General features: G+C 61.8%; 21 protein-coding genes. 4 read left to right on the top strand and 17 right to left on the bottom strand.

The features are described 5' to 3' along the window. Positions 1–118: 118 nt before the first annotated feature. The 13 genes from HWX48_RS05305 to HWX48_RS05245 form a co-directional block, all read right to left on the bottom strand. A complete protein-coding gene (locus HWX48_RS05305) occupies positions 119–2,569 on the bottom strand; it encodes a thiamine pyrophosphate-dependent enzyme (RefSeq protein ID WP_175955333.1) in 2,451 nt (816 codons plus the stop codon). Positions 2,570–2,615: 46 nt separating this feature from the next. Next, the gene (lpdA, locus tag HWX48_RS05300) at positions 2,616–3,977 is read right to left on the bottom strand and encodes a dihydrolipoyl dehydrogenase (RefSeq protein ID WP_175955331.1); all 1,362 of its coding nucleotides are present in this window, start codon (positions 3,975–3,977) and stop codon (positions 2,616–2,618) included. A 5-nt stretch (positions 3,978–3,982) separates the two neighbouring features. Next, positions 3,983–5,344: a dihydrolipoamide acetyltransferase family protein gene (locus HWX48_RS05295; protein ID WP_175955329.1), complete on the bottom strand. Its 1,362-nt coding sequence runs from the start codon at positions 5,342–5,344 to the stop codon at positions 3,983–3,985. A gap of 9 nt (positions 5,345–5,353) precedes the next feature. After that, complete coding sequence (locus HWX48_RS05290) at positions 5,354–6,106, bottom strand: DeoR/GlpR family DNA-binding transcription regulator (protein ID WP_124868351.1); 753 nt, start codon at positions 6,104–6,106, stop codon at positions 5,354–5,356. 282 nt (positions 6,107–6,388) lie between these two features. Next, the gene (locus HWX48_RS05285) at positions 6,389–6,820 is read right to left on the bottom strand and encodes an RbsD/FucU family protein (RefSeq protein WP_124868353.1); all 432 of its coding nucleotides are present in this window, start codon (positions 6,818–6,820) and stop codon (positions 6,389–6,391) included. A 12-nt stretch (positions 6,821–6,832) separates the two neighbouring features. Further along, entirely contained in the window at positions 6,833–7,828 is a 996-nt protein-coding gene (locus HWX48_RS05280; RefSeq protein ID WP_175955327.1) for a LacI family DNA-binding transcriptional regulator, read from the bottom strand. Further along, positions 7,812–9,212, bottom strand: coding sequence for a rhamnulokinase family protein (locus tag HWX48_RS05275; RefSeq protein ID WP_175955325.1), 1,401 nt, complete (start codon positions 9,210–9,212; stop codon positions 7,812–7,814). The genes HWX48_RS05280 and HWX48_RS05275 overlap by 17 nt, the downstream gene beginning before the upstream one ends. A 213-nt stretch (positions 9,213–9,425) precedes the next feature. Further along, a complete protein-coding gene (locus tag HWX48_RS05270; protein WP_175955312.1) occupies positions 9,426–11,189 on the bottom strand; it encodes an L-fucose isomerase in 1,764 nt (587 codons plus the stop codon). A 183-nt stretch (positions 11,190–11,372) separates the two neighbouring features. After that, complete coding sequence (locus HWX48_RS05265; RefSeq protein WP_175955310.1) at positions 11,373–12,380, bottom strand: ABC transporter substrate-binding protein; 1,008 nt, start codon at positions 12,378–12,380, stop codon at positions 11,373–11,375. A 91-nt stretch (positions 12,381–12,471) separates the two neighbouring features. Further along, positions 12,472–13,473, bottom strand: a complete 1,002-nt coding sequence (locus HWX48_RS05260) for an ABC transporter permease (RefSeq protein ID WP_254872973.1) — start codon at positions 13,471–13,473, stop codon at positions 12,472–12,474. Then, positions 13,470–14,987: a sugar ABC transporter ATP-binding protein gene (locus HWX48_RS05255; protein WP_175955309.1), complete on the bottom strand. Its 1,518-nt coding sequence runs from the start codon at positions 14,985–14,987 to the stop codon at positions 13,470–13,472. The genes HWX48_RS05260 and HWX48_RS05255 overlap by 4 nt, the downstream gene beginning before the upstream one ends. Before the next feature lie 308 nt (positions 14,988–15,295). Further along, the gene (locus tag HWX48_RS05250; RefSeq protein WP_175955307.1) at positions 15,296–16,741 is read right to left on the bottom strand and encodes a L,D-transpeptidase family protein; all 1,446 of its coding nucleotides are present in this window, start codon (positions 16,739–16,741) and stop codon (positions 15,296–15,298) included. A 94-nt stretch (positions 16,742–16,835) separates the two neighbouring features. After that, positions 16,836–18,284, bottom strand: a complete 1,449-nt coding sequence (locus tag HWX48_RS05245; RefSeq protein WP_175955305.1) for a L,D-transpeptidase family protein — start codon at positions 18,282–18,284, stop codon at positions 16,836–16,838. A 147-nt stretch (positions 18,285–18,431) separates the two neighbouring features. Between HWX48_RS05245 and HWX48_RS05240 the strand changes: the two genes are divergently transcribed. From HWX48_RS05240 to HWX48_RS05230, 3 genes are all read left to right on the top strand, one after another. After that, a complete protein-coding gene (locus tag HWX48_RS05240; protein ID WP_175955303.1) occupies positions 18,432–19,742 on the top strand; it encodes an AMP-binding protein in 1,311 nt (436 codons plus the stop codon). 2 nt (positions 19,743–19,744) lie between these two features. Next, a complete protein-coding gene (locus HWX48_RS05235) occupies positions 19,745–20,650 on the top strand; it encodes a 1,4-dihydroxy-2-naphthoate polyprenyltransferase (protein ID WP_175955301.1) in 906 nt (301 codons plus the stop codon). Positions 20,651–20,739: 89 nt separating this feature from the next. Continuing rightward, the gene (locus HWX48_RS05230) at positions 20,740–21,333 is read left to right on the top strand and encodes a hypothetical protein (protein ID WP_254872972.1); all 594 of its coding nucleotides are present in this window, start codon (positions 20,740–20,742) and stop codon (positions 21,331–21,333) included. 6 nt (positions 21,334–21,339) lie between these two features. Here HWX48_RS05230 and HWX48_RS05225 read toward each other — a convergent pair whose 3' ends face one another. The 4 genes from HWX48_RS05225 to HWX48_RS05210 all read right to left on the bottom strand — a co-directional run bounded on the left by HWX48_RS05225 (position 21,340) and on the right by HWX48_RS05210 (position 23,989). Further along, complete coding sequence (locus tag HWX48_RS05225) at positions 21,340–22,008, bottom strand: histidine phosphatase family protein (RefSeq protein WP_175955299.1); 669 nt, start codon at positions 22,006–22,008, stop codon at positions 21,340–21,342. 50 nt (positions 22,009–22,058) lie between these two features. Beyond that, positions 22,059–23,423, bottom strand: coding sequence for a U32 family peptidase (locus HWX48_RS05220; protein ID WP_217701599.1), 1,365 nt, complete (start codon positions 23,421–23,423; stop codon positions 22,059–22,061). A 175-nt stretch (positions 23,424–23,598) separates the two neighbouring features. After that, positions 23,599–23,697: an AURKAIP1/COX24 domain-containing protein gene (locus HWX48_RS05215; protein WP_003792170.1), complete on the bottom strand. Its 99-nt coding sequence runs from the start codon at positions 23,695–23,697 to the stop codon at positions 23,599–23,601. 73 nt (positions 23,698–23,770) lie between these two features. Beyond that, the gene (locus HWX48_RS05210; RefSeq protein WP_175955297.1) at positions 23,771–23,989 is read right to left on the bottom strand and encodes a helix-turn-helix domain-containing protein; all 219 of its coding nucleotides are present in this window, start codon (positions 23,987–23,989) and stop codon (positions 23,771–23,773) included. Between the two features lie 411 nt (positions 23,990–24,400). Between HWX48_RS05210 and HWX48_RS05205 the strand changes: the two genes are divergently transcribed. Next, positions 24,401–25,795: a TrkH family potassium uptake protein gene (locus HWX48_RS05205; protein WP_254872990.1), complete on the top strand. Its 1,395-nt coding sequence runs from the start codon at positions 24,401–24,403 to the stop codon at positions 25,793–25,795. Positions 25,796–25,830: the final 35 nt, after the last annotated feature.

The following is a 25,830-nucleotide window of genomic DNA, read 5'->3' as shown; positions in this document are numbered from 1 at the left end:
GGCAAGAGCATGTGGTAATAGTGTGCGGGCTGGGGTGGGGAGGGTGTTCTCCCCACCCCAGCCCGCGTGCTTACTCAGGGACAGACATCAGGTGCCTGCCCCGAGCAAGCTGTGGGCCTCAGATGCCCAGACGGTTGCGGCGGATGATTTCGCCTTCGGTCTGGTTCGAGGTGGGCACGTGGCCGGGGATCGGCACGACGCGCTCGTGGATGGTGTCGATGATCCACTCCGGCTGCGGGAAGAAGATCGATTCGAGCTCGGGGCCGGGGGTGATGCCGTTGCGCGAACCAACGACTGCCACGGGGGCGTCGAGGTCGTCGAAGGCGAGGGTCTGGACGGTGGATGCCACGGTGTGGAGGAAGGATCCACGCTCGACAGCGTCGGAAGCCAGAACCAGGCGGCCGGTCTTCTTCACGGAAGCCAGGAGCTTCTCGTAGTTCAGCGGAGCCACGAAGCGCAGGTCGATGACCTCGGCGGACATGCCGTACTTCTCTTCGAGGATCTTGGCTGCTTCCATCGCGCGGTACAGGGTCGCACCGTAGGTGGCGATGGTGACGTCAGTGCCTTCACGGCGGATGGCGGGCTCACCCTCGGGGGTCTCGTAGTAGCCGGTGGGGACGCCGTCCTTTTCGAATTCTTCGCCCTTGTCGTACAGGAGCTGGGATTCGAAGAAGACCACGGGGTCGGTGCCGCGCAGGGCGAGGTTGAGCATGCCCTTGGCGTCGGTGGGGGTAGCGGGGAAGAAGACCTTCAGGCCCGGGATGTGGGCGGTCAGTGCCGACCAGTCCTGGGAGTGCTGAGCGCCGTACTTGTTACCCACGGAGACGCGCAGGACCAGGGGCATCTTCAGCAGGCCAGCGGACATGGACTGCCACTTCGCCATCTGGTTGAAGACTTCGTCGCCGGAGCGGCCAAGGAAGTCACAGTACATGAGCTCAATGACCGCGCGGCCACCAGCCATGGCGTAGCCGACGCCTGCGCCCACGATGGAGGCCTCGGCGATGGGCGAGTTGAAGAGGCGACGGTAGGGCAGGGCCTCGGTCAGGCCGCGGTAGACGGCGAAGGCGCCACCCCAGTCGCGGTTTTCTTCACCCCATGCTGCCATCGTCGGGTCGATGGAGAAGCGGTGAAGCATAGCCTCGAAGAGGGCGTCACGGAACTGGAACATCTTCATCTTCGAGACGGGCTTGCCGTTCTCGTCGAATGCGGTGCGGATCTTCTTTTCGAGGGCGGCCACGCGGGGGTTGCCTTCGAGGTAGATCTCAGCTTCGCCTTCCTCCATAGCCTCGGTGGGCGTGTTGGAGAACATGACGGTTTCGATGTAGCCGTCGGCGATGCGAGGGCAGTTCTCTTCGTCGGTGGCCAGGCGCAAAACCTTGGTGAGCTTCTCGGTGAAGGCCGCAGTGTAGGCGTCGATGTCGCCCTGGGTGGTGAGGCCGTTGGCGATGAGCAGCTCGGAGTAGGACTTGATGCAGTCCACGTTCTGCCACAGCTCGACCTCGTCGGCGTTGCGGTAGGACGAGGCATCCGAGGGCGAGTGGCCGGAGAAGCGGTAGGTGAGGGTGTCCATGAGGACGGGACCCTTACCGGCTTCAAGGAGGACCTTCTTGCGGCTGGTGGCGTCGGCGACGGCGAGGGGGTTGATGCCGTCGACGCGTTCGGCGTGCATGGCTTCGGGGTTGAGGCCGGCGCCGACGCGGGCGAGGACCTCGTAGCCCATGGTTTCGCCGAAGGTCTGGCCGCCCATACCGTAGAAGTTGTTGAAGAAGTTGAACAGGATGGGCGGGTAGCCGCCATCCTCTTCACGCCACAGGGTGGCGAACTGGTCCATGGTCGCAAAGTTCATGGCTTCCCACACGGGGCCGCAGGCCATGGAGGCGTCACCAATGTTGGAGATGACGATGCCGGGCTTGCGGTTGATGCGCTTGAACAATGCTGCACCGTTAGCAACCGGTGCCGAGCCACCGACGATGGCGTTGTTCGGGTAGGAGCCAAAGGGCAGGAAGAAGGTGTGCATGGAGCCGCCCAGGCCGCGGTTGAAGCCGGACTTGCGGGCGAAGATTTCAGCCAGGGCACCGAAGAGGATGAAGTTCTCGGTGAGATCCTTGGTGTCGGTGTAGTCGATCTTTTCCGCGAAGGAGAGGGTCTCTCCGTCGAGGAAGTCCTTCATGATCGTCTCGAGCTGGCTGTTGTCAATCTGACGCATCGCCGAGTAGCACTTGGCGAGGATTTCACCGTGGGAGCGGTGGGAGCCGAAGAGCTGGTCGTCGGGGGTGAGCACGAAGGACTGGCCGACGTAGGCGGCTTCCTGGCCGATGCCGAGGTGGGCGGGGCCAGCGTGGTTGTATTCGATACCTTCCCAGGAGCCGGTCTTCTTAATGGAGTCCAGCATCGACTCGAAGGTGCGCACGACGATCATGTCGTGGAGCATGCGCACCATGCCGTCCTTGCCGTAACGGGCAAGTTCGGTGTCGAGATCGAAGGTGTAGGCGTTGAGGGGGATCTCCGGGATGGTGAGCTTGCCGGGGGCGCGCACCACTGAGGGATCAACGATAAGAGACTTAGTCATTGTCTTTCTTCTTTTCTGCCTTCTTTGGCGGTTCGGACGAGGTGAATCAGAAAGCCCAGAGAGCTTCGCGGATAACTTCAGACACCGTCGGGTGCGGGAAGACGAGCTGGCGGGCGTCCTCAATGGTGAGTTCGGTTTCCAGCATGGCCTGCGCGCCCCAGATCATTTCGGAGGCGTAGGCGCCCAGGACGTGAACGCCCAGAATCTGACGGGTGTGCTTATCGGCGATGACCTTGGCAAAGCCCGGTGCGCGGAAGCCGTTTTCAGCGATGAAACGGCCCGACATGAGGGCGGGCGCCTTAGCGGTGATGATCTCGTGGCCTGCTTCGACAGCGGAGGCTTCGGTCATACCAACGCCAGCCATTTCGGGGGCGGTGTAGACAACCCACGGAACGGTGTTCCAGCGCATGACCTCGCCGCGGCGGTAAGCCTCGGGGTCAAGGATGTTAGCGGCAGCGACCTCGCCCATACGGTAGGCGGAGTGAGCCAGGGGGGAGCGGCCGTTGCAGTCACCCACTGCCCACACGTTGGGCAGGTTAGTGCGCATACGGTCGTCAACGACGATACCGCGAGGGGTCATTTCCAGGCCGGTGTTTTCTGCACCCCAGCCCTGCAGGGCGGGGCGGCGGCCAACGGCCATGAGGATGACGTCGGCGTCGACGGTGTGGGCGGCGCCGTCCTTGCTGTAGGTGATGGCGCCATCGGAGATGGATTCAACCTTGCAGCCCATCTCGAATGTCACCTTGCCCAGTGCCTTACGCAGGGCTGCGGCGACCTCAGCGTCAGCGAAGGGCGTGATTTCGGCGGCCATTTCAATGACGGTCACCTCGGTGCCCAGCGCCGCGTAGAGTGCTGCGAACTCAACGCCGATCACGCCGCCACCAACGACGGTCAGGCGGGCGGGCACCTCGGCCAGGGAGAGGATGCCGGTGGAGTCAACGACCTTGGGGTTGTCGGCTGCGCCGGGGATGGGGGGCATGACGGGAACGGAGCCGGTGGCGAGGATGACATGCTCGGCGGTGTAGGTGGTGCCCTCCACGGTCACGCGGCCGGGGCCTTCGAAGGTGCCACGAGCGTTGAGGACGGTCACGCCGGCCTTCTTTTCGGCCATGCCGACACCGGCGACGAGGCCCTTGACGACCTCGGCCTTCCAGGCTTGCATGCGTTCCCAGCTGTAGGTGACGCCTTCAGCGTGGACGCCGAAGTGGTCGCCTTCGAGGGCGTGGGTGTAGGTCTTGACCGAGTTGAGCAGGGTTTTGGTGGGGATGCAGCCCACGTTGAGGCAGGTGCCGCCCAGGGCGATTTCCTCAACGAGGAGGACCTTCTTGCCTGCGTGGCCGAGGCGTTCAGAGGCGAGGTAGCCGCCGGGGCCGCCACCGAGGACGATTACGTCGAATTCAGTAGTCATATCTCTCATCCCAGAACAGTGACGTCGATGTTTTCAATGGCGGCGACAAGGTCGCGCAGGAAGCGGGCGGCGTCCGCACCGTCGATGACCTGGTGGTCAGCGGTGAGGGAGAAGCCGATGCGCTGTTCCACGCCCACGGTGCCGTCGGCGAGGACAACCGGGCGGGGGGTGATGGCAGCTACGCCCAGAATCGCGGTCTGGGGGCGGTTGATGATCGGGGTGAAGGTTTCCACGCCGAAGGAGCCCAGGTTGGACACGGTGAAGGTGCCGCCCGAGAGCAGGTCGGGGCTGATGGTTCCGGCGATGGCGTCAGCAGCGAGCTGCTTGGAGGCAGCGGAGAACTGCTTGAGGGTCATGGCCGAGGCGCCGCGGACCACGGGGACGAGCAGGCCACGGGGGGTGTCTGCTGCGAAGCCGAGGTGGACGTTTTCGAAGGTGGTGAGCACGCCGTCAGCCAGGGTGGCGTTGAAGACGGGGTACTTGGTGAGGGTCTTGACCACGGCGTAGCCGACGAGGTCGCCGATGGTGATGGCACTCAACCCCAGGGACTCGTCTGCGTTCTTGAGCTTCTTGCGCATGGCGAGCAGGCCCTCTGCCTTGGCCGAGACCGTGTAGGACAGCTGGGCGGCTTCTGCGAGGGAGGCGACCATGCGGTCGGCGACGACCTTGCGGATGCCCTTGAGGGGGGTTGCCTCGGTGGCGCCGGGGTATTCGCCTGCGGAGACGGCGGCGGGTGCTGCTGCGGCAGCTGCCGGTGCGGCTGCCGCTGCGGGGGCTGCGGCGAGGTCGGCGGTGGAGACGCGGCCGCCGAGGCCGGTGCCCGAGCCGGTTGCGCCTTCAGCGCGGGCTGCGGAGGTCGCGGGGTTGGCGGCCAGGTGTGCCTGAACGTCGCGTTCGATGACGCGCCCGCCAGGGCCGGAGCCTTCGGTCACGGCAGCGGCGTCGAGGCCGTGACCTTCGGCGAGGCTGCGGGCGCGCGGGGAGATGGCGCCGCCGGAAGCGGAGGTGGCGAAGGAGGGCGCGGGAACCTCAGCTGCGGGGGCTGCGTCGGCGGCGGGGGCCTCGTCAGCAGCTGCGGCGGGGGCGGCGTCGGCGCTGCCACCGGGAACGAGGGAGGAGATGTCTTCGCCGGGTTCACCCACGATGATGAGGGGGTCCTTGACGGGAACTTCGTCGCCTTCTTCCCACAGGAGCTTGAGGACGGTGCCAGCGTCAGTGCTTTGCACCTCCATGGTGGACTTGTCTGTTTCAACCGAGCACAGAACCTGGTCGACGGCGACGGTGTCGCCAACGGCGACCTCCCACGACATGATCAGGCACGACTCGACCGAGTTGCCGAGCTGGGGCATCACCACGATGGTGGCCATGTGTTCCTCCTAGACGACACGCAGTTGCGTGTGCTCTTCCAATTCCTTGACCGATTCAGCGGTGAGGGCGTCATCAGTGATGATGCCGGTGACCTCTCCGATGTCCATATAACTGACAAATCCGCTGCGACCGTACTTTGACGAGTCTGCGAGCAGCCAGGTCTCCTCAGCGCGGGCTCGCATGAGGGATCCGACTTGTCCACCTTCGACAAGTTGTGTGGTGAGGCCACGGTCGATGGTGAATCCGTCGGTGCCCAGGAATGCAATGCGGGCGTTGAAGGCGTTAATGGAGCGTTCAGCGACGGGGCCGACGAGTGATTCCGATTCGGGTCGGAACTGGCCGCCTGTCAGCGTGATGCTCAGTTGGGGGTTGTTTCGCGCGTTGGCGAATACAAGGACGGAGTTGGTGACGATTTGCACCCCTCGACGTCCAAAGAGATAGCGGACCATCATGGCGCAGGTGGTGCCTGCTTCAATCATGATGCGGTCGTCGTCGCGCACGAGGGCGGCGGCTGCGGCTGCGATGCGTTCTTTTTCTTCGACGCGGTCGCTTTGGCGCAGGTGGATGTTGCGGTAGGCAGTGGGGCGTGCGCCGCCGTGGGTGCGCACGAGGTAGCCGTCTTCTTCGAGGCCTTTGAGTGTGGAGCGGATGGTAACCGGGGAGACGCCGAGTTCTTCGGAGAGCACGTTGACGCTCACCTCGCCGTTCATGGCGAGGCGGTCAAGGATGTGGTTCGCGCGTTCAACGCGATCCATGCTCATTGCGGTCACTTCCTCGTGAGATCCGAAGGGCAAGCCCTTCCGTTTATCTTTCTCTTGAGGCCATAGTAATCGATCAAACGAAAGACAGCAAGGTCACACCAACGTCAGAAAACGACTCCCTCAAACTCAAAGCAACCCTCCTTTTTCCGCAAGAAATCAGCGGAAGATACGCGAAGGCCTGTCGATGGTGTTCATAGAACACCATCGACAGGCCTCGACAGATAAGCTTTCGCCTTCACCAACAAACGAAAAGGACTAAAGTCCTCAGCTTGTCAGCGAGTTTCACTCTCCGGGCTGACGTACACCAACGGTGAGCAGCAGGTTGGCGTAGAGGCGCTGATCGCCGGTGGCAATAATGATGCCAACATCGCCACTGCGTGCAGCATCGTAGAAGGCCCAGCGCTTAATCTCGCCGAATTCCACGTCCGGCAGGGCGGCGCGGTAGTCGTCATGAGCGTCGATAACGATGGGGTCGTTATCATCCTCGGGCACCATGATCTCAGCCTTTTCAATCGGGATGGTGCGCTTGAGGACATCCAAAACCTGGTTGACATCCAGCAGGCCGGGGGCAAGGTTGAGGGAGACAAGCTCGCACAGCTCATTGACACCCGTAGTGTGGGGGTAGTTGCCGTCAGCGATGAGGATCTTCGATCCGTGGCCCGCAGCCGCCAGAGCGCGCAGCAACTGGGGATGGGTCATGGGTCCGTACAGCATTGTCGGTTCCTTTCATACAAGCGAGCTGTTCCGGATGACCAGCTCAGGTTCAATAAGAACATCCGTGGGGCCTTCACCGTCAAGCAGGGAGGCCATCTGATTAATCGCCGCGCGCCCGACAAGATCGAAGCGCTGACGAATGGTCGTCAAGGGAGGCAAATAACATTCTGCCCCATCGTTATCATCGAAGCCGACGATCTTGACCTCCTGAGGAATAGCCACGCCCCGTTCATGCAGAGCACGCATGGCACCCAAAGCAAGCTGATCATTCGCCGCGACAAAACCATCGGGCAGGACCCCTAACGTCTTGACCGCGCGATGCCCATCCTCAGCATTCCACGACGGACTCGTCACAATGTCATAGGCAACGCCCGCAGCCTCGCAGGCCGTGACGAATCCTTCACGCCGTCGATCCGCGTCACTCCAACTATCGGGGCCAGCCAGGTGAACGAGGGTACGCACCCCCGTTTCACACAGGTGGCGGGTGGCGACCTCTGTGCCGTGAGCGTTGTCAACCGACACAGTCGACACTCCAGGAAGGTTCGTCTCATTCGCAAGAAGCAGAACCGTCGGCGTGTGCGTCGCCATCTCCATTGCGAGCTCAACAGTGGGCTGCTGCCCGCCAAGGATAATCACGCCATCGACCTGGAAGGGCGGAGCCCCATGGTCAATCCTGCCCGCCCCCATGTAGGCGTTGGCAACACTGACCGTGTAGTCCGCACCGCCGGCCTCGTTCATCACGGACAGCAGGGTCTGACCGTGACCGTGGAACATGGGGGCAGCCAAGATGACGTGAAGCACGCCAGTTTTCTTCCCAGCGAGGGCTCGCGCCGCATAGTTGGGCCGGTAGCCGACCTCGTCAATGATTTCCGAGATCCGCCGCCGCGTGGAATCGGCGACCTCACCGTCTCCGCGCACGACGCGCGACACGGTGTTGGGCGACACGCCCGCTAGCCGCGCAACGTCGGCTAGCGAGACGCGTTTAGGACGCTCACGGGGTGTGGACACGGGTCTCAGCCGTAGCAGCAATGACAGCGGGACGATCAGCAGGATCAAGGTAGCCCATGATCTCCAACTGGGCGAGCAGGCCACCAAGGATAGAGGCTTCAATCGGGCCAGCCACCACGCGCACATTCGCCAGGCGTGCCGTCAGATCCGACAGGAGGTGGTTGCGAGCACCGCCACCCACGAGGTTGAGCTGCTCGGGGCGCTCCCCCACGATGGCAGCGAGGTCGTCGATAGCACGCGCGTAGCGGCGGGCGAAGGACTCAATGACGAGACGCACGTACTCGGGCATGGACGCCGGGGCTGCCACACCCTGCTCAGCCAAAGCCTGATCGATCTTTTCCACCATGCCACCCGGCTCAGCAAAACGCGGGTCATCCGGATCAAAGACGGCCTCGCAGGGAGCACATTCGCGGGCCTGAGCGACAAGTTCATCCGTGTCAGTGGGGGTACCCTCGCGTTCCCACTGACGCTGGAGTTCCTGAAGAATCCACATGCCGGTGATATTGAACAATGGGCGGACACCGCCGTCGGTGCGGCCCTCGTTGGTCAGGCCAATGGCGTAGGCCTCGGGGCTGATGAGGGGGTTATCCTCCATGGCGCCCAAGACCGACCAGGAGCCAGCCGACAGGAAGAATGCCTTCTTCACGCCGTCTTCAATAGGCAGGCCATGCACGGCGCAGGCGGTGTCATGAGCGCCTGCACGCACAACGGTCAGGTGTTCCAGGCCCGGAATCGTGCAGGGGCCAACGACCGTGAGGTCCTTATTGAGTTCTCCTGCCCATTCCTTCTTCAGACCCAGGCGGGTGAAGACCTCGTCGGACCATTCGCGTGCGCCTGGGCCACACAGGCCAGAGGTGGAGGCAATCGTACGCGACCATCCCTTGACGCCGGTGAGTTTCCAAGCAAAGTAGTCGGGCAGGAAGAGGAAGCTGTCGATCTCGTCAACCTGCTCAGGATGTTCCTGGGTGAGGGCGAAGAGCTGGTTGGCGGAGTTGATGGTGGCCGGAGCGTTACCGGTCAGTTCGAAGAATTCTTCATCGCCAATGCGGGCACGGAAAGCCTCATGGGTGCGGACGGTGCGTTCGTCACGGTAGGCCAAGGACTTACCGACAATCTCATCCTTGCTGTTGAGGGGCACGAAGTCCACGCCCCAGGTGTCCACAGAGATGGAGACGGCGTCGGGGAATTGCTCGGCGGCCATCTTCAGGCCAGCGACGAGTTCGGTCCACATGGTGTCCAGGTCCCACACTAGGTCTTCACCGTCGCGGCGGGCCTCGTGGTAGAAACGGTGAACCTTCGTGATCTCAAGGCGTCCATCAACAAGGGTGCCGGCCAGAACGCGACCGGACGAGGAGCCAAGATCAACAGCAAGTGCAGTAGTCATAGCGAGGCCCTTCCTGGGAAGTGGGAGGTGTATCGAAGCAGAAGAGCCGCATCATTGCGGCAAAAAATGTGTCAGTGGGGTGTGCTGTGGGGTGAATCCCTAAGGTATTCACCCCACAGCACACCTGTGTTCAGGAGCGGGAGTAACGCTTCAGCGCGTCGGCTTCCCGCAGGGGTGCCTCGTCAGCGGCGAGGCACCCGTTGCTGACGGGTGTCAGCGGTACATCGGACCGTAGGTCTGGCAGGCGCGGTAGTCGGCGCTTTCCAGATCTGCGGTACCGAAGAGCGACCAGGACTTCGGACGGAAGATGCGGTCCTCGGAGACATTGTGCATGTTCACGGGGATGCGCAGCATCGAAGCCAGGGTGATGAGCTGAGCGCCGATGTGACCGTAGGAGATCGCACCGTGGTTGGCGCCCCAGTTGTTCATCACGTCGTAGACCGAGGCGAAAGCGCCTTCACCGGTGAGGTTCGGGACGAACCAGGTGGTGGGCCATGCACGGTCGGTGCGGTTTTCGATGGTGGTAGCCACCTCGTCGGGCAGTTCCACGGTCCACCCTTCAGCGATCTGCAGGACGGGGCCAAGGCCAGCAACGAGGTTGAGGCGACACATGGTCACGGGCATCTCGCCGGAGGTGCGGAAGTGGGTGGAGAAGCCGCCGCCGGGGAAGTATTCGTAGGTGGCGGGGTGGAAGGTGGTGGCGTCGAGGGCTGCCTGGCAGTCTTCTTCGGTCATTTCCCACCAGGGCTTGATGACGTTTTCGCCGTCGCGCACGGACTTGCCAGCGCCGTCCATTGAGGTGGAGCCGGAGTTGCGCAGGTCGAGCAGACCGACAGCGGCGCGGCCTTCGGGCTTCCAGCCGGTGACGCGTTCGATGGATTCGGGGCTCCAGTAGGTGCGCACGTCAGAGAAGATCTGGGGGGTGCCGGTCAGGAGGTGGCCGAAGAGCATCGAGGCGCCGTTGAGGGAGTCGTTCTCGGTGGCGAGGACGTAGGGCTGGCGGATGCCGGTCCAGTCGAAGTTGGTGTTGAGGATCGTTTCGAGGACGTCACCGTTGGGCATGTGGTCGGTCCACTGGCGCTGTCCCTGGAAGCCACCGGCGAGGGCACCGTGACCGAGGGCTTCTTCACCCCAGCCAATTTCAGCGAGCTTGGGGTTACCGCGCATGAGGTCACGACCGATAATGGTCATCTTGGCGCAGATCTCCCACCATTCGTCGTGGAGTTCGGGGTGCTGGTTGAAGTCGGGGTTGAAGTCTTCGCCCTGGGTGAGGTTTTCACGCATCCACTTGAGGGCGGCTTCGTATTCTTCTTCGTCGTAGATCTTTTCATCCATGCGTCGGATGAACTCGGTCATGTCGATGTATTCGTTGCGCATGCCCAGGTAGGGGCCGAAGAATTCGTCCTTGACGACCGAGCCGGCAATACCCATGGAGACTGAGCCCATGGACAGGTAGGACTTGCCCTTCATCTGGGCGACAGCCAGACCGGCCTTGGCGTAATCAAGGAGTCGGCCGCGCACGTCGCAGGGGATGGATTCGTCGTCGGAGTCTTGAACTTCTTTGCCGTAGATGCCAAAGGCTGGGATACCCAGCTGTGCGTGTCCGGCGAGGGCGGCTGCGAGGTAGACGGCGCCGGGACGTTCAGTGCCATTGAAGCCCCAGATGGCGTGAGGCATGGTGGGATCCATGTCCACGGTTTCGGTGCCGTAGCACCAGCAGGGGGTGACTGAGAGGGTCAGGCCGACACCATTGCGGGCGAACTTTTCTGCGCATGCTTGCGCTTCAGCGACGCCGCCGATGGTGGTGTCTGCGATGACGACCTCAACGGGGGTGCCGTCGACGTAGCGGAGGTTCTCGGTGAAGAGTGCCGCGACGCGCTTGGCCATGTTCATGGTCTGATCTTCGAGGCTTTCACGGACTCCGCGGCGACGACCGTCGATGGTGGGGCGGATACCAATGCGGGGATGGTCTGTCATGTTGTTCCCTTGTCCTTTGTGTGTGGAGGTGGTGGGTGTATCGCCGCGGCTTCACTGCCCGGGAGTCGCGCACCCCTGAAATCTGTGATTTTCCTTGATTACCGGTGGTGTGACAGTGGGGCGGGGCGCAGCGCGCACCGCCCCACTGTCGGTTTCAGTCAATCATCGAGAGACTGAGGAACCTCACTCGTAGAGGTTGGGCTTGATATCGTCGTCTTCGATGTTGGCCTTGTCGTACCAGTAGAAGCCGGAGTCAATGATCTTCTCAAGCTTCTCGCCCTTGATGGCCTTGACAGCGGCCTCAACGGTCATGCGGCCCATCTTCTTGGGGGCCTGGGTGATGGCACCAGCCTGCTTGCCTTCCTTGATGGCAGCAATCTGGGTCTTACCGGAGTCGAAGCCGACAACCTTCAGCTCAGCCTTGCCAGCTTCGGTGGCACCCTGGATGGCGCCGGTAGCGGCAGCTTCGTTGGAGCCGTAGAGGCCAACGAGTTCGGGGTTAGCCTGGATGAGAGCCTTGGCGGTGTCTGCTGCCTTGCCGACCTCACCTGCGTACTGGGGATCGAGGAGGGTGATGTCAGGAGCGTTGGTCTTGATGTATTCCTGGAAGCCTTCGCAACGCTGCTTGCCGGTCTGGGAGGTCTGGTCGTGGCAGATGAGGCCAACGGTGCCCTTGCCGCCAACGAGTTCGACCATGTGCTTTGCAGCTTCAGCAGCGGCAGCCTTGTTGTCGGTCTGAACGGTGGTCAGAGGAATGTCGGACTCGACGCCGGAGTCGAAGGCGATGACGGGGATGCCAGCGGCCTTGATCTCTTCGAGAACGGGAGCAGCAGCCTTGGAGTCAAGAGCAGCGAAGCCGATAGCGGCGGGGCCGGAGGCGAGAGCGGTCTTGAGCTGGTCAAGCTGCTCGGTGACCTTGGTCTCATCCTGGGGGCCGACGAACTCAACGGTGTAGCCGAGTTCTGCGCCAGCCTCTTCAGCGCCTTCCTTCACTGCCTGCCAGAAGCGGTGCTGGAAGCCCTTGGACACCAGGTAGATGGTGCCGCCTTCTTCCATTGCGGGAGCGTCTGCTGCAGGAGCGTCGGATGCGGGGGCATCAGCTGCAGGGGCGGTGGAGCCGGAGCAAGCGGCGAGGCCGAGGGCCATGACGCAAGCGGCGGCAACTGTGGTCATACGTCCGATGGAGCGCATTGATTTTCCTTTCTTGGGGGACGAGAAACGCCGGCGTTCCTCGTGCTTGGGGGTGGGCGCAAGGCCCTTTCTCATGGGTTGTTTAGGGGGCTCACACCGCTGCGGCGCGAGCGCGACGGATGTTGTCAACGAAGACGGCCAGGAGGACGACGATACCGGTGACAACAAGCTGCCATTCGGCGGCAACGCCCATCATGGTCAGGCCCTTCTTCAGGGTTTCCATGAGGAGGGCGCCGATGAGGGTGCCGAAGATCGAGGCGCGGCCGCCGGCCAGCGAGGTGCCGCCGATAACGACTGCTGCGATGACGTTGAGCTCGAAGCCGACGCCTTCAGCGGGCTGGACGAAGCCGAAGCGAGCCGAGTAGAGGATGGCACCGAAGGCCATGAAGATACCGGCCACCATGTAGATGATGATCTTCCACTTGCGCACGTCCACACCGGAGAGACGGGTTGCTTCTTCATTGGAGCCGATGGCCAGGGCGTAGCGGCCCAGGACAGTCTTGTTCATCAGGAAGGCCGCGATAGCGGTGGCAATGATGAAGAAGAGTGCGGCGTTGGACAGGCCGGGGATGATGTTACCGGTGGACAGGAAGATGTATCCGGGGTTAGCGATGGAGATCGTTGCGGTGCCGGAGATGATCAGCGCCAGGCCACGGGCCACCATCATCATGGCCAGGGTGGCGATGAATGGCGGTAGTCCAAGGATGGAGACATTGACACCGTTAATCACACCCATCAGGGCGCCCAGCGCGATGGTCAGGATAAGGCCAGCGGCCAGGGGCAGTCCCATCCAGTCTGCGGAGAGGAAGACACCGGCGCCGACGGCGACCAGGGTCATACCCGTACCAACGGAGAGGTCAATGCCGGAGGTGGCGATGATGAAGGTCGCACCCAGAGCCATGACGCCCATGTAGGCGGCCTGGAGCAGGATGTCGGTGAAGATACTGAACTGCGCGAACTTCGGTGCTGCGAACATGAAGAAGATGTAGACGACGATCAACGCCAGCATGACGAAGACAAGCTGCATCTGGGACTTGATCGAGGCGACAACGCTGTTCGGCGTCTTGGCATCGAGGGCTTTAGCGTTGCTCACGCGACTACTCCATTCGCTTCTTCCTGACCGACGGTGGCCAGTTCCATAATGTTTTCTTGGGTGGCGTTCTCATTGTCGAGGGTGCCGATGATGCGGCCGTGTGCCATGACCGCGATGCGGTGGGACAGGCGCAGGACTTCGGGCAGTTCCGAAGAGATCATGATGATGGCCTTGCCCTGGGCTGCGAGAGCCTCGAGGAGCTGGTAGATCTCTTCCTTCGCGCCGACGTCGATACCGCGGGTGGGTTCGTCGAAGATGAGGACCTCAGAGTCGCGGATCAGCCACTTGGCGATAACGACCTTCTGCTGGTTGCCGCCGGAGAGGTTGCGCAGCAGCTGGTTGATCGAGGGCGTGCGGGTGCGCAGCTTGTCGGTGTATTCCTGGGTGACTGAGCCAACCTTCGCTTCTTTAATGACACCGAGGGAGGTGAAGGCCTCCATGGTGGACAAGATGGTGTTGAACTTGATGTCTTGTTCCAGGAGCAAACCGTAACGCTTGCGGTCCTCTGAGAGGTAGCCAATGCCAGCCTTCACGGCGTCGCGGCAGTTGTGAATGCGGACGTTCTTGCCGTTGATGGCGATGTCGCCGCTCAAGCGGGGGTCGGCGCCGAAGATGCAGCGCGCAACCTCGGTACGGCCAGCACCCATGAGGCCCGCGAAGCCGAGGATTTCACCCTTGCGCACCTCGAAGGAGACGTCCTTGAGGAGCTTGGTGGTGGACAGGCCTTGAACGGAGAGAACGACCTCATCGGAGACGGGCGGGTTGGTGGGGCGCGCGTCTGCTGCCACTTCACGGCCGACCATCATCGAGATGATTTCGCGCATCTCGACGTCCTTGGTGGTGACGGTGCCGACGTACTGGCCGTCACGCAGGACCGAGACACGGTCGGTGATCTCTTCAATTTCGGGCATGCGGTGGGAGATGTAGATCAGGCCCGTTGTGGGAGAGATGAAGTCGCGGATGAGACCGAAGAGAGTCTCGGTTTCTTGGGTGGTAAGAGCCGCAGTGGGTTCGTCCATGACGAGGATGCGCGCATCATAGGACAGTGCACGCGCAATTTCAACCATCTGCAGGCGTGCGACCGTCAGGTCACGGCAGTATGCCGAGGGGTCGATGTCCATGCCCAGTCGGTCGAAGAGCTCACGAGCCTGCTTTTCAAGCTGGGAGTCCTTGATAAAACCCTTGTTGGTTGAGCCCGGGCGTCCAATGTAGAGGTTCTGAGCAACGGTCAGGTCAGGAATGATGTTGAGTTCCTGGTGAATGATGCTCAGGCCCAGGTCGCGGGCATGGTTGGGATCGCGGACCGCAACCTTTTGCCCTTCGAGCCAGATTTCGCCGCCGGGATCGGCGGTGTAAATACCCGTGAGGATCTTCATTAGTGTGGACTTACCAGCACCATTTTCGCCACACAGGCCCAAAACTTCTCCAGCGCGCAGGTCAATGTTGACGTTGGACAACGCCTTCACGCCGGGGAACGTCTTGGAGATCCCCTTTAATTCGAGTAAGTTCGTCACTTCTCACCCCTTCGTGCCAATCACATCGCTGTGGTCGGGCTGAAAACCCCTCATCGTTAACGCTAACGAAACCGAATAGAGGAGGCACCCTCTTTGGTGTGAACTCCATGGTAGGGCAGATACCTCTGAACAACAAAACTGATGCCCACCCTGTTATTGAACTGTTACAGATCTCGAGGACAGCCCCTGACTTTCCGGCGGAATTCCGCCAAAAAAATACCTCGTCATCTAGATATATTTTGTCGTCGGCTTAAGAGAATTGGGGGATATCCCTTCGCAGGAATATCCCCCAACACCTCATCACGCTCTTAGTAATGGCTCACCACAGGAGTACCCATCTCCGACCACTGATGCACCCATTTCGCCTCGTGAACGGGCATATTAATACAGCCATGGGAACCACCCGGGCCGCTCCACCCAAAGGAATCCTGCCACGGCGCACCATGGAAGGCATACGAGCCATGGAAGTAGGACACCCACGGCACATCCTTCGCACAATACGGCCACTCAGGCGTACATCCCATGTCCTGCTTGTCGTACTTGAGGTAGATGTGGAACAAGCCGGTCACCGTCTCATGCCCCGGAGAACCCGGAACGATCGGCACGGGGCCATGAACGCGGGACAGACCAACATAGGCCGACACCGAATTATTCCCCAGGTTGATCTCGAGCCACTTCTCCCCCTCAGCCGCAGGGTAAAGGGCATTCTCAGCGCCCGGCAAAGCCTGACGGCTCTCGTAGGGGGCTTCAACCTCGTCATAATCAAAGTCACCCGCGAAGCTCTTCCCCTCACTCAGGGACTTGAAGGCATCCTTGGTGACCGCATCGGCGTTATTGACCTTAAAGCCTTTCACACCCTTACGTGCCTCCACCAATACCTTCCCATTGGCATCAACGTTATTGATGCCCGGCTTAGGAGCCACATTGGTTTCTTCCGCAGTCTTTTCCACCCAGGAACGCAGCTTCGCCTCATCCACGACAGGCTTTTCCAGGCTCTTACCATCGGATGACACAGGCACCTTCACCCAGGAAGCGCGGGTTGCGGCATCGGCAGCGAAGTCATCAATACCGTCAGTAATAGAGACCTCAAGACCCGCCAGGGCCTGAGCGGCCGCCACCATCTCTTGAGCTTCCTCAGTGCTGATCTCAGGCTTGACCTCTTGGACAACAGCCGTCGTCGACGCACTGCTCAACGTGCCAGCAGCCTGCTCAGCAACCTGACTCAGCGCATCCACATCAAGGCCCGTACCCGAGACAGCCTCGGTCGCATGGAAGGTATTCGTCTCCGGATCCAAAGAAACGCTTGCATTCACCACAACCGGACCGGCTTTACGCGCAAGGCTATCAGCGAAGGACTGCAGCTTCTCGCGATCCACACTCACCACAGGTGCAACATCTCGAGAGGAGAACAGTGCCCCCAGCTTCGAAGTGAAGGAAGCGTTGCCTGCCATCGCCTGGTCAACAGTTGCCGTCGCATCAACCGCAACGCCCAGATCGGCAAGGCTCGCAGAAACGGCCTCCCCCTCGACAGTGACCTCCACCTTGACGTCCTTGGCGCGCTGCTCAAGCATCGCACCAATGCTCGCCACATCCATACCGGTGACCGGCTGACCGGCAACACTCACGCCAGGCAGGGCACGGGTGTCGTAATGAGCCGCATAAGCATAGCTTCCCGTTGCTCCGCCAATCAGAACCAGGCTTGCGAGCACGCCACTAGCAATCCACAAACGCCGACGTGAAGGATGGTCTGTCATGAGAACCGATCATAGTGGGTTAGCCCTCAGATTCCGAAGAGCCAACCAGCATTCAAGCAATGCTATTGCACACGTTTTCAGCTGACACTCAGGGTCAGTAATGGCTCACCACCGTGGTCCCAATATCAGCCCACTCATAAATCCACCGCGCTGAATCCACCGGCATATTCACACACCCATGGGAACCACCCGGACCGTTCCATCCAAAGGAGGAACGCCACGGAGCACCATGCAAAGCAAAATCACCATGGAAGTAGGTCGCCCAGGGAACATTCGGCGTTTCATACCGAGTACCGTCTGCGTTAAAACCCCGCATAGTCTGCAAAGGATTCTGGTGCCACACCTTGAAGGTGCCGGTAATAGTCGGCGTCTCCGGGGCGCCCGGCACCATGTAGACCGGCCCCTGAACAATCGTCGCCCCCTCGTAAGCACTCACCGTATTCGTCGAGAGGTTAATGTCGATCCATTTTTCACCCGGAGCCGCGTGGTACACCAGTGAACCCGCTCCGTCAGCAATCAGTCGGGTATCAAACTCAGGCTGAGCCTCGTCATAGTCAAAGTCACCCGCATACGGTGTGCCAGAACGGAAGGCAGCGGTCACTTCCTTGGCCACCTCATCAGCATTCTTCACCCTCCACCCGGGCTTGCCCGCCGAGTGAATGGAGACCTCATCCCCGCGAGAATTGACGTTCTTCACGCCCTTGACAGGCTCTTCATTCGTCGCTTCAGCGGTCTTCTTCACCCACTCAACGACCTTCGCCTCATTCACCTCGGGTCCCTTAAGGCCGGTGGCCTCCACACTCAGGGACACCCATCCTGCCTTATCCGCGACACTGGCCTCGTAAACGGTAATACCATCAGTGACCGACACGGCCGTGCCAATCAGGCGGTTCGCAGCGGCGGCGGACTCCTCGGCCATCTGCGTGGTCACAGCGGGCTGCTCGTGGTCGACAGTGACGCTGGCACTCATCGGAGCCAGGGTCGTTGCCAGGGTGGTGGCAGCCTCCCTCACCTGATCAATATTGACCTTCTTGCCTTCACGCGCGGGCGAAGCAATGAACTGCGCTGAGTCCGCGTTGAAGGCGACCTTCGCGTTCTCCACACGGCCAGTGGCGTCCTCAACTAGGCGGTGGGCAAACTCGGACAGCACCGCGTCGTCAATGGAATAGTCGGGGCGCAGGTCCGCACCGCTAAAAGCCGCCCTCATCTGCCCACCAACGCTGGCGGTCAGGGCAAAGATATCGTCGACCGTCTTATCGACGTCAACGGTCACCCCAAGATCCGCTGTCGACACGGTCCGTGTCACGCCATCAACCTCAAGGGAAGCCTTCGCCGCATCAACACGCGCCGCCAGGCGAGCAGTGAGGGCCTGACGGTCCAGACCGGAGACGTTCTCTCCCAACACTGTAATACCGGGCACCACGTGGGTCCGGTAATACATATGCGCTGCCGTTGCCGCACCAACGGAGGTGACGAGCACAGCAAGGAGTACGGCAATAAGCCACTTCGCGCGCGTTGAAAGCGCAGACAGATTGAGTTTCATCACCCCCGATCCTAAAACACGGTGCCCCCTTTTTCTGCCCCTGTTCCAGTAACTCCGCTCACGCCCTCCCAGCTTCCTCTTCCCCTCAAGGCGCAAGCTATGCTCTACTTCGGCGTCTCCTGTTCGCACCGCAGAAAGGTTCGACTCATGTCCACCCGCGTTCTCCTTGTTCCCGGTGGCACCGCCATCGGCGCCGTCGCCCTGGCCCACGCGGGGATCCATAAGCTCGTTGAACTCTACGAAGAACGGCAAGCTGACCCCGATCATCCCGCCCCACACACGGTAGTGGTTGTTCGCGCCCCCGAGCGCGTTCCCCCCTCAACCCTTCGCGGCGCCGCCATGGAGCCAGCCCTCGCCTTCCCTGAACTCGCCGACGCGATCGCCGCCGATCCCCATTTCTTTGACGGCGTTGACCTCGTCCTGGAAACCTCGGGCTCCTCCACGGGGACACCTCACCTGGTGGGCATCTCTACCGAGGCCCTCCTCGCTTCCGCTGCCGCTACCCACGCCGCCCTCGACGGGCCAGGGACGTGGATCCTCGCCCTCCCCACCCACCACATTGCGGGCGCCCAGGTTCTCCTGCGCTCCACGGCCCATGATTTCCCGCCGCGTATCGTCGATACTTCCGGCGGTTTTATGCCCGCATCCCTCCTGCCCGCCATTCGCGGGGCAACCTCCCGCGAGGGCGTGCCCGCATACTTGTCTCTCGTGCCCGCACAGTTACGCGCCTGCCTGGCTGACGAGGACGTCGCCGCCGCCCTCGCCACGCTCTCTGCTGTGCTTGTGGGCGGTCAGGGGATCTCAACAGCGCTTCTCGACGAGGCCCGCGAGCGCGGGATCCACGTCCACACGACCTACGGGATGACGGAAACCAGTGGCGGCTGCGTGTACGACGGTATGCCACTAGAAGGCGTCAGGGTGCGCCTCGTGGACGTGGAGGGGCTACCACGCCTGGCGATTCATGGGCCCATGCTCATGACCCGCTACCTTGATGGGGATTGCCCCTTCGTCGACATTGAGGGGGAGCGCTGGCTCCTGACCGGCGATACCGGCACGATTGATGAGGACGGTCGCGTGCACGTCGCTGGCCGCGCTGATGACGTCATTGTCTCGGGAGGTTTGTCGATCTCTCCGCGCGAGGTGGAGGAGGCTTTGCTGCACCTGCCTGGGGTTAAGGACGCCTGGGTGGGAGGCGTGGAGGATGAGCGCTGGGGGCAGACGGTAGCCGCCCTCGTCGTACCCGCCGACAGCGCACCAGCCGATAGCGTGCCCACAGATAGGGCCTGGGCGGAGGCCTTGCGCGCCGCCTGCGCACTGCGGATTGACCCTAAGCACGCGCCCCGTATTATTGCCGTGACCGATGCCCTGCCTGTGAGCGGGAGTGGGAAGGTGGATCGGTGCGAGGCAGCGCGTATCCTCAAGGAGTCAATTGACCGCGAATTAGCGTGGAGGAAATAAGAATGGCAACAGCTGCTCTGTGGTTGGAGGGCGCTCGTCTTCGCACTCTTCCTGCGGCCCTGGCTCCCGTGATTGTGGGTACGGCTGCTGCGGTCAACCTCGGCGCCTGGGAGCCTGTGCGCGCCGCCCTCGCCCTGCTTGTTGCCTTGCTCTTGCAGGTGGGGGTGAATTTCTCCAATGACTATTCCGACGGGATTCGCGGTACTGACGATCACCGGGTTGGTCCTCCGCGCCTGACGGCCTCAGGGGCGGTCAGCCCCCGCGTGGTCCTCGCTGCCGCTCTGGCCTGTTTTGCTCTGGCCGGTGTTGCTGGTCTGGCGCTCGTTGCCCTGTCGGGCACCTGGTGGTTGATCCTGGCGGGGGTTGGCGCCGTTATCGCTGCCTGGTTCTATACGGGGGGACGTACTCCCTATGGCTATATGGGCGTTGGTCTGTCTGAACTGATGGTCTTTGTCTTTTTTGGCCTGATGGCGACCGCTGGCACGACCTACACGCAGGTGATGCCCTCTGACGAGGCCGCCTTGCCCGCGTGGGTGTGGCTGCTGGCCTGCGGCATGGGTCTGCTGTCGGTGGCCCTGCTGATGGTCAATAACATTCGTGATATTCCCACCGACCGTGAGTGCGGGAAGACCACCTTGGCTGTGCGGCTGGGAGATCGCGCCTCCCGCTGGGTGTACGTTGCGTGCATCCTTGCTGATTTCCTTCTCCTCGTCTTTGCTCTCATCCCCCCTTCTGGCGTTTGGGCTGCGCTTGCTGGTGTAACCGCCCTTTCTTCGGTTTCCCTCGTTCGTGGGATCTTCCGGGCGCAAGAACGCGGCCATTTCCTGGCTTTGCTGCGCAATACGGGGCTGCACACCCTGCTGTGGGGGATTGTTGCGGCGGTGGCGCTCCTGTGGGTGCTTGTCTGAGCGCTCTGAGAGTGCTGCTGGGGGTGCGCCCCGCGTGAGGATCACCTCCTGGTGTGCCGAAGAAGCGGCAAACTGACTATGCTCGAAGGATGTTGCGAGTAGTCATTGCCCTGCTGTGGATCGGTGTCACGGTCTACGCCCTTGCCGACTGGTGGCGGACCCCGGAGGAGCGCTGTCCGGGCCGTATTCCTAAAGCCCTGTGGCTGCTGCTCATTCTCTTGACGATTCCCTCATTCTCTATTGGCTCTATTGCCTGGGTGATTTTGAGGGCCGTGGCCCGTGCCGAAGCACGCCAACGCGGTGAAACCCTTGACGATGATGGCCTCTTGAGCACTGTGAGGGACCGCGTTGCTCCCACTGCCCCACCCGCGCCCGCACCTGTTGCCCCCGATGACGATCCGGAGTTTCTCTTCCGTTTGGAGCGCGACCTTGCCCGCAAGCGCGCCGAGGAACGCGCAGCTGAAGAGAAAGCGAAAAAGGAACGCCTCGCTCGCGAGCGCGAGGAGGAACGCGCGGCTGCCTCGACGCGCCAGGACGCCGTCAGCCAGGAAAACACTGCGGGCCCAGAGAGCACTGCGGGCATCAAGGGCGGCAGCGAGGTCAGCGCTGACGATGTCGCCAACAGGGGCACGGAGGAGGCGGACGCCCCCAAGGAGGACAATCCCGATGAGGACGCCCGCTGACTGCCCCTAGCGCTTGAGGCCAGCGGCAGAATTGCCCGGCGTCATATCCAGCGCGCCCTCCAGCAGGTGTCCCGCCGGTTCATCGTAAGAGATCCCCACCAGGGTATTACCGTCGAAGATAAACGAGGTCACTGACGCCAGAGAACACTGCCGAGACAGGGGGTTATGCGGCAGGCTCAGTCCCCGAGCAAAACGCGAGAGGGTGACGATGGGCATCTGGTGAGAGACCAGCAAAGCCTCATGCCCCTTGGCAACCTGCAGGGCACGGGAGAGTGCGGCACTCATCCGCGAGGCAACCTCGGTGTAGGGCTCTCCCCAGGAGGGGCGCAGGGGCGCACGGTAGTACTTCCAGTACTTCGGATGAGCCAGGGCCTTGCGATTAGCGTTGACCGGCATGCCCTCTAGGAAGCTCGCGGCCTCAATGAGGCGTGAATCGGATTCCACCGCCAGCCCAAAAGCGCGGGCGGTGGGTGCCGCTGTCTGCTGGGCGCGCTTGAGAGGGGAGGCAATGACAGCCACGAGGTCAGCGCCGCGCTGGGCGAAGGAGTCGGCAACGCATTGGGCCATGGCGTGGCCGCGTTCGGTCAGGCCAAAACCTGGAAGGCGCCCGTAGAGCAGGCCCTCGGGATTGTCGACCTCACCGTGACGCATGACGTGAATAACCGTAGCAACCATGCCTCTAGTCTCCCACAGCGGCTCTCAAAGGGTGAAGGGATACCCCCGCTTCAGGAGGCTGCCGAAACAGGGAGCGTGCGGGCTCGTAGGCGAGCGCGGATCATCGCACCCCTGGGAATAGCCTGGTCGCAGGGCAGTGAGAACTCATGCGCCGGGTGGTTGATCTCCGCGACCGGCTCACCGGCCTCGTCCAGCAGGCCCTGATCGGGCACACGTAAGACGATGGGCGCATGCCCGGGGAAAAGGAATTCAATGTCCATGCCGGGGCTGATCTTGTTTTTGGCGTAGATATGCAGGCGGGCGTTGGCCTCGTCGTAACCTAAGACGTCCCCCACCCAGCGCCACTCGTTGATGTAGCCGCCGACCATGATGTTCTCTCCGGCGGGCTGTTCGGGGTAGTAGAAGCCGGTGGAGTACTCTCGGTGGGTGACTTTGTCGGGCTCGGCTAGGAGCCATTCGGGAAGGGTGACGGCCGACCCTCCTTGCGCGGAGGAGGGCTGTGCAGCCGACGTGAAGGGGCGTAGAGGGCGCCCGGCCTCGTCCTCGAAACCCCGCTGGATCATGAACTCATTGACCGCAGTCTTGTAGGCGTTCGCCATGGCCGCCACGTAGTAGGCGCTCTTGGCGCGGCCCTCAATCTTGAGGCTGGTGACCCCCGCATCAAGGATCTCATCGACGTGGGCGAGGACGTTCATGTCGTGGGAGTTGAACAGGAAGGTCCCCCCGTCGGTGACTTCCACGGGAATGAATTGGCCGGGGCGTTTTTCCTCCACGACGTGGTACTTCCACCGGCAGGACTGCGCGCAATCCCCATGGTTGGCGTCGCGGCCTGTCAGGTGCTGGGAGATGAGGCAACGGCCAGAGAAGGCCATGCACATGGAGCCGTGGACGAAGGCCTCGATTTCTAGGTCGTCGGGCACATGGGCGCGGATACCGCGGATTGCCTCTATATCAAGTTCTCGGGCGAGGACGACACGGCTGGCGCCGAGTGCAGCAAAAGCGTTCGCCGCCTGGTAGTTCGTAATACCTGCCTGGGTGGAGACGTGCACCTCAACATGAGGGGCTACTCTGCGCGCCGCCATGAGGACGCCAATATCGGAGACAATGAGGGCGTCAACGCCGATCTCCCCCAGCTGCCCCATGTAGGAGTTCATCGCGTCGATTTCATCATTGGTGGGCAAGATATTGCAGGTGACGAAGATGCGTGCATCGCGGGCGTGGGCGTAGGCGACGGCCTCCTCAAAATCCTCCAGGGACAGGTTCTGGGGAGCACTGCGCATCCCAAAGGCCTTGCCCCCGCAGTAGACGGCGTCAGCACCAAAGTCGATAGCGGTTTTGACGGTGGCAAGGTTGCCAGCCGGGGCAAGGACCTCAGGCTTGAGACGCCGGGTAATAGGGGGAAACTCCAAAGACACCCCCACAGAATAGGTGACCTGCTTGGCTATCTATCAGGGCCAAAGGCGCAGATGCGCCCTGCGTGGCGTGCGATTCACGAGGGCGGCGCGCGAAATCCGTCAGGGCAGGGCGGCCGAGAAGGGATGCGGGGGAACGATAGAGGGGACCTGGCCAGAGCCAAGTCCCCTCAACACGTCACTTCTTGTTGCGACGCTGGTGGCGCGTCTTGCGCAGCAGCTTGCGGTGCTTCTTCTTTGCCATGCGCTTGCGGCGCTTCTTGATGACGGAGCCCATCGGGTTCCTCCCTCTTTAGAGTCGTTGCTGTTACCGCGCTCTTAGGGGTGCCAAGAGCACAACAGAAGTAATACTACCCGCCAATTCCGGTAAGTCGATCATCGGCCCACTGTGACATTTGGGCGTCAATGAGTTGGCGCACAGCAACTTCAGGAACACGGAAGCTCTTACCAACACGAATAGCGGGGATCTCCCCACCGTGAATCAGCCGATAAACGGTCATTTTCGAGACGCGCATAAGCTCCGCCACCTCTGTCACCGTCATAAAACGGGGGGCGGAATGCTGAGTCATTACCAGGTCTCCCAGGGGTACAGGCAGCGGACCTTTATCCGCACTTGTGGCGCCTCTGAACATATATTACAGACTTATCGTCGCACTGAGCTACAAAATAGACGAGCAATTTTTCCTTTCCCCGCCGCGCGAGTTCCCACACCCCACTTTTGCCCCTACGATGGAGACAAAATGTGCCCAATCGGCGCCAATACGCGCCACTCTCAACCCAACGCGCCCACCTCCACGAGGTCTTAGACCCCTCTCACCCACGAGAAAGCCCACACACTCATGGAACGTCGTCCTGAAGCACCCCGGTCGGGGAGAACCTTCTTCCGGCGACGCCCCACGCGCCCAACGCCCTCGTCACACACACCCCACTTCGACCCCGAAACCCTGCTTGAAGCCCCCATGCCCGTTCCTGTCCTCCGGATGGAGGAGGCGCGCGAACACTCCATCCTCAAAAAGAGGCGCCTGCGCAAGCTCCGCGAATGGGTCGAAGACCAGGCCCGCATCGCCCCAGCCCGACTGGCCCTGGTGGTGTTCTCCTCCATCATTGCCGTCATCACAGCCCTCTTGGCACTGCCGATCTCAACGGTGTCTGACCGCCCCGCCCCCTTTGTTGACATCCTTTTCACAGCGGTGTCAGCCGTGTGCGTCACCGGCCTGACCACCGTTGATACCGCCACCTACTGGTCCCCCTTCGGGCAGGCCGTTATCGCCTTGGGGATCTTCATTGGTGGACTGGGGGTCATGACCCTCGCCTCGATTCTGGGTTTCGCGGTTTCTCACCATCTTGGCCTCACTCAGCGTCTCTTAGCTGCGGCGGAAACAAAGACCGAGCAGATGGGGCGCATCACCACCCTGATCCGCGCAGTCATTGCCACCTCCGTCATCGCTCAGGGCGTGCTCTTTCTGGCGTTCTTCCCTCGATTCCTCGCCCTGGGTGAATCCGTCCTTCCCGCCGCCTGGCACGGGCTTTTCATGGCGATCTCCGTGTTCAACAATGCGGGTTTTGTCGTCATCGTCGGTGGCCTCGCTCCGCACCAGTCTGACTGGTGGATGATCACCCCGATCATTGTCGGCACTTTCGTTGGCGCCATTGGTTTCCCCGTTGTCTCCGACCTCGCCGCCCGCTGGCGCACGCCCTCGAAGTGGACGCTGCACACGAAGCTCACCCTGTCCACCTACCTCATCTTGGCGGCAATTGGTGCTGTCATGATGGCCCTGACCGAGTGGACCAACCCCGAGACCTTGGGCGAGCTCGACACCTCCTCCAAGATGCTCAACGTCCTCCTGGCGGGGGTGAATGCGCGCTCCTCGGGCTTGTCTGCCCTGGATGTGGGGGTCATGCGCCCTCAAACCCACTTCGTCCAAGACGTGCTCATGATGATCGGCGGCGGCCCGGCATCCACCGCCGGCGGCATTAAGGTCACGACCTTCGCCGTCCTCGTCCTTGCGGTGATCGCCGAAGCACGAGGCGACCGCGATATTGAGTCCTTCGGGCGACGCATCCCCATTCCCGTGGTGCGGGTGGCTGTGTCCGTGGCCCTCATTGGTTCAGCGATGGTGGCCGTGTCGGTGGTGTTCTTGCTGACCTTGACGCAGTATTCCCTCGACGTCATCCTTTTTGAGACGATCTCTGCTTTTGCCACGGTCGGCCTGTCTACAGGCATTACGCCCACCCTGCCGCCGCTGGCGAAGTATGTGCTGGTGGCCCTCATGTTTGCTGGCCGTACCGGCACGATGACCCTGGCTGCCGCCCTAGCGTTGCGTGAGCGTCGCCGCGTCATTCGCATGCCTGAGGAACGCCCGATTATCGGTTAAAGTCCTGGCCTTCACCCTCCATGACGCCGTCTCTG

The organism is Schaalia sp. Marseille-Q2122 (genome assembly GCF_903645355.1).
GTDB lineage: Bacteria > Actinomycetota > Actinomycetes > Actinomycetales > Actinomycetaceae > Pauljensenia.
The sequence above is the reverse complement of the archived record's forward strand: the minus strand, read 5'-3'. Positions and strand labels throughout refer to the sequence as shown.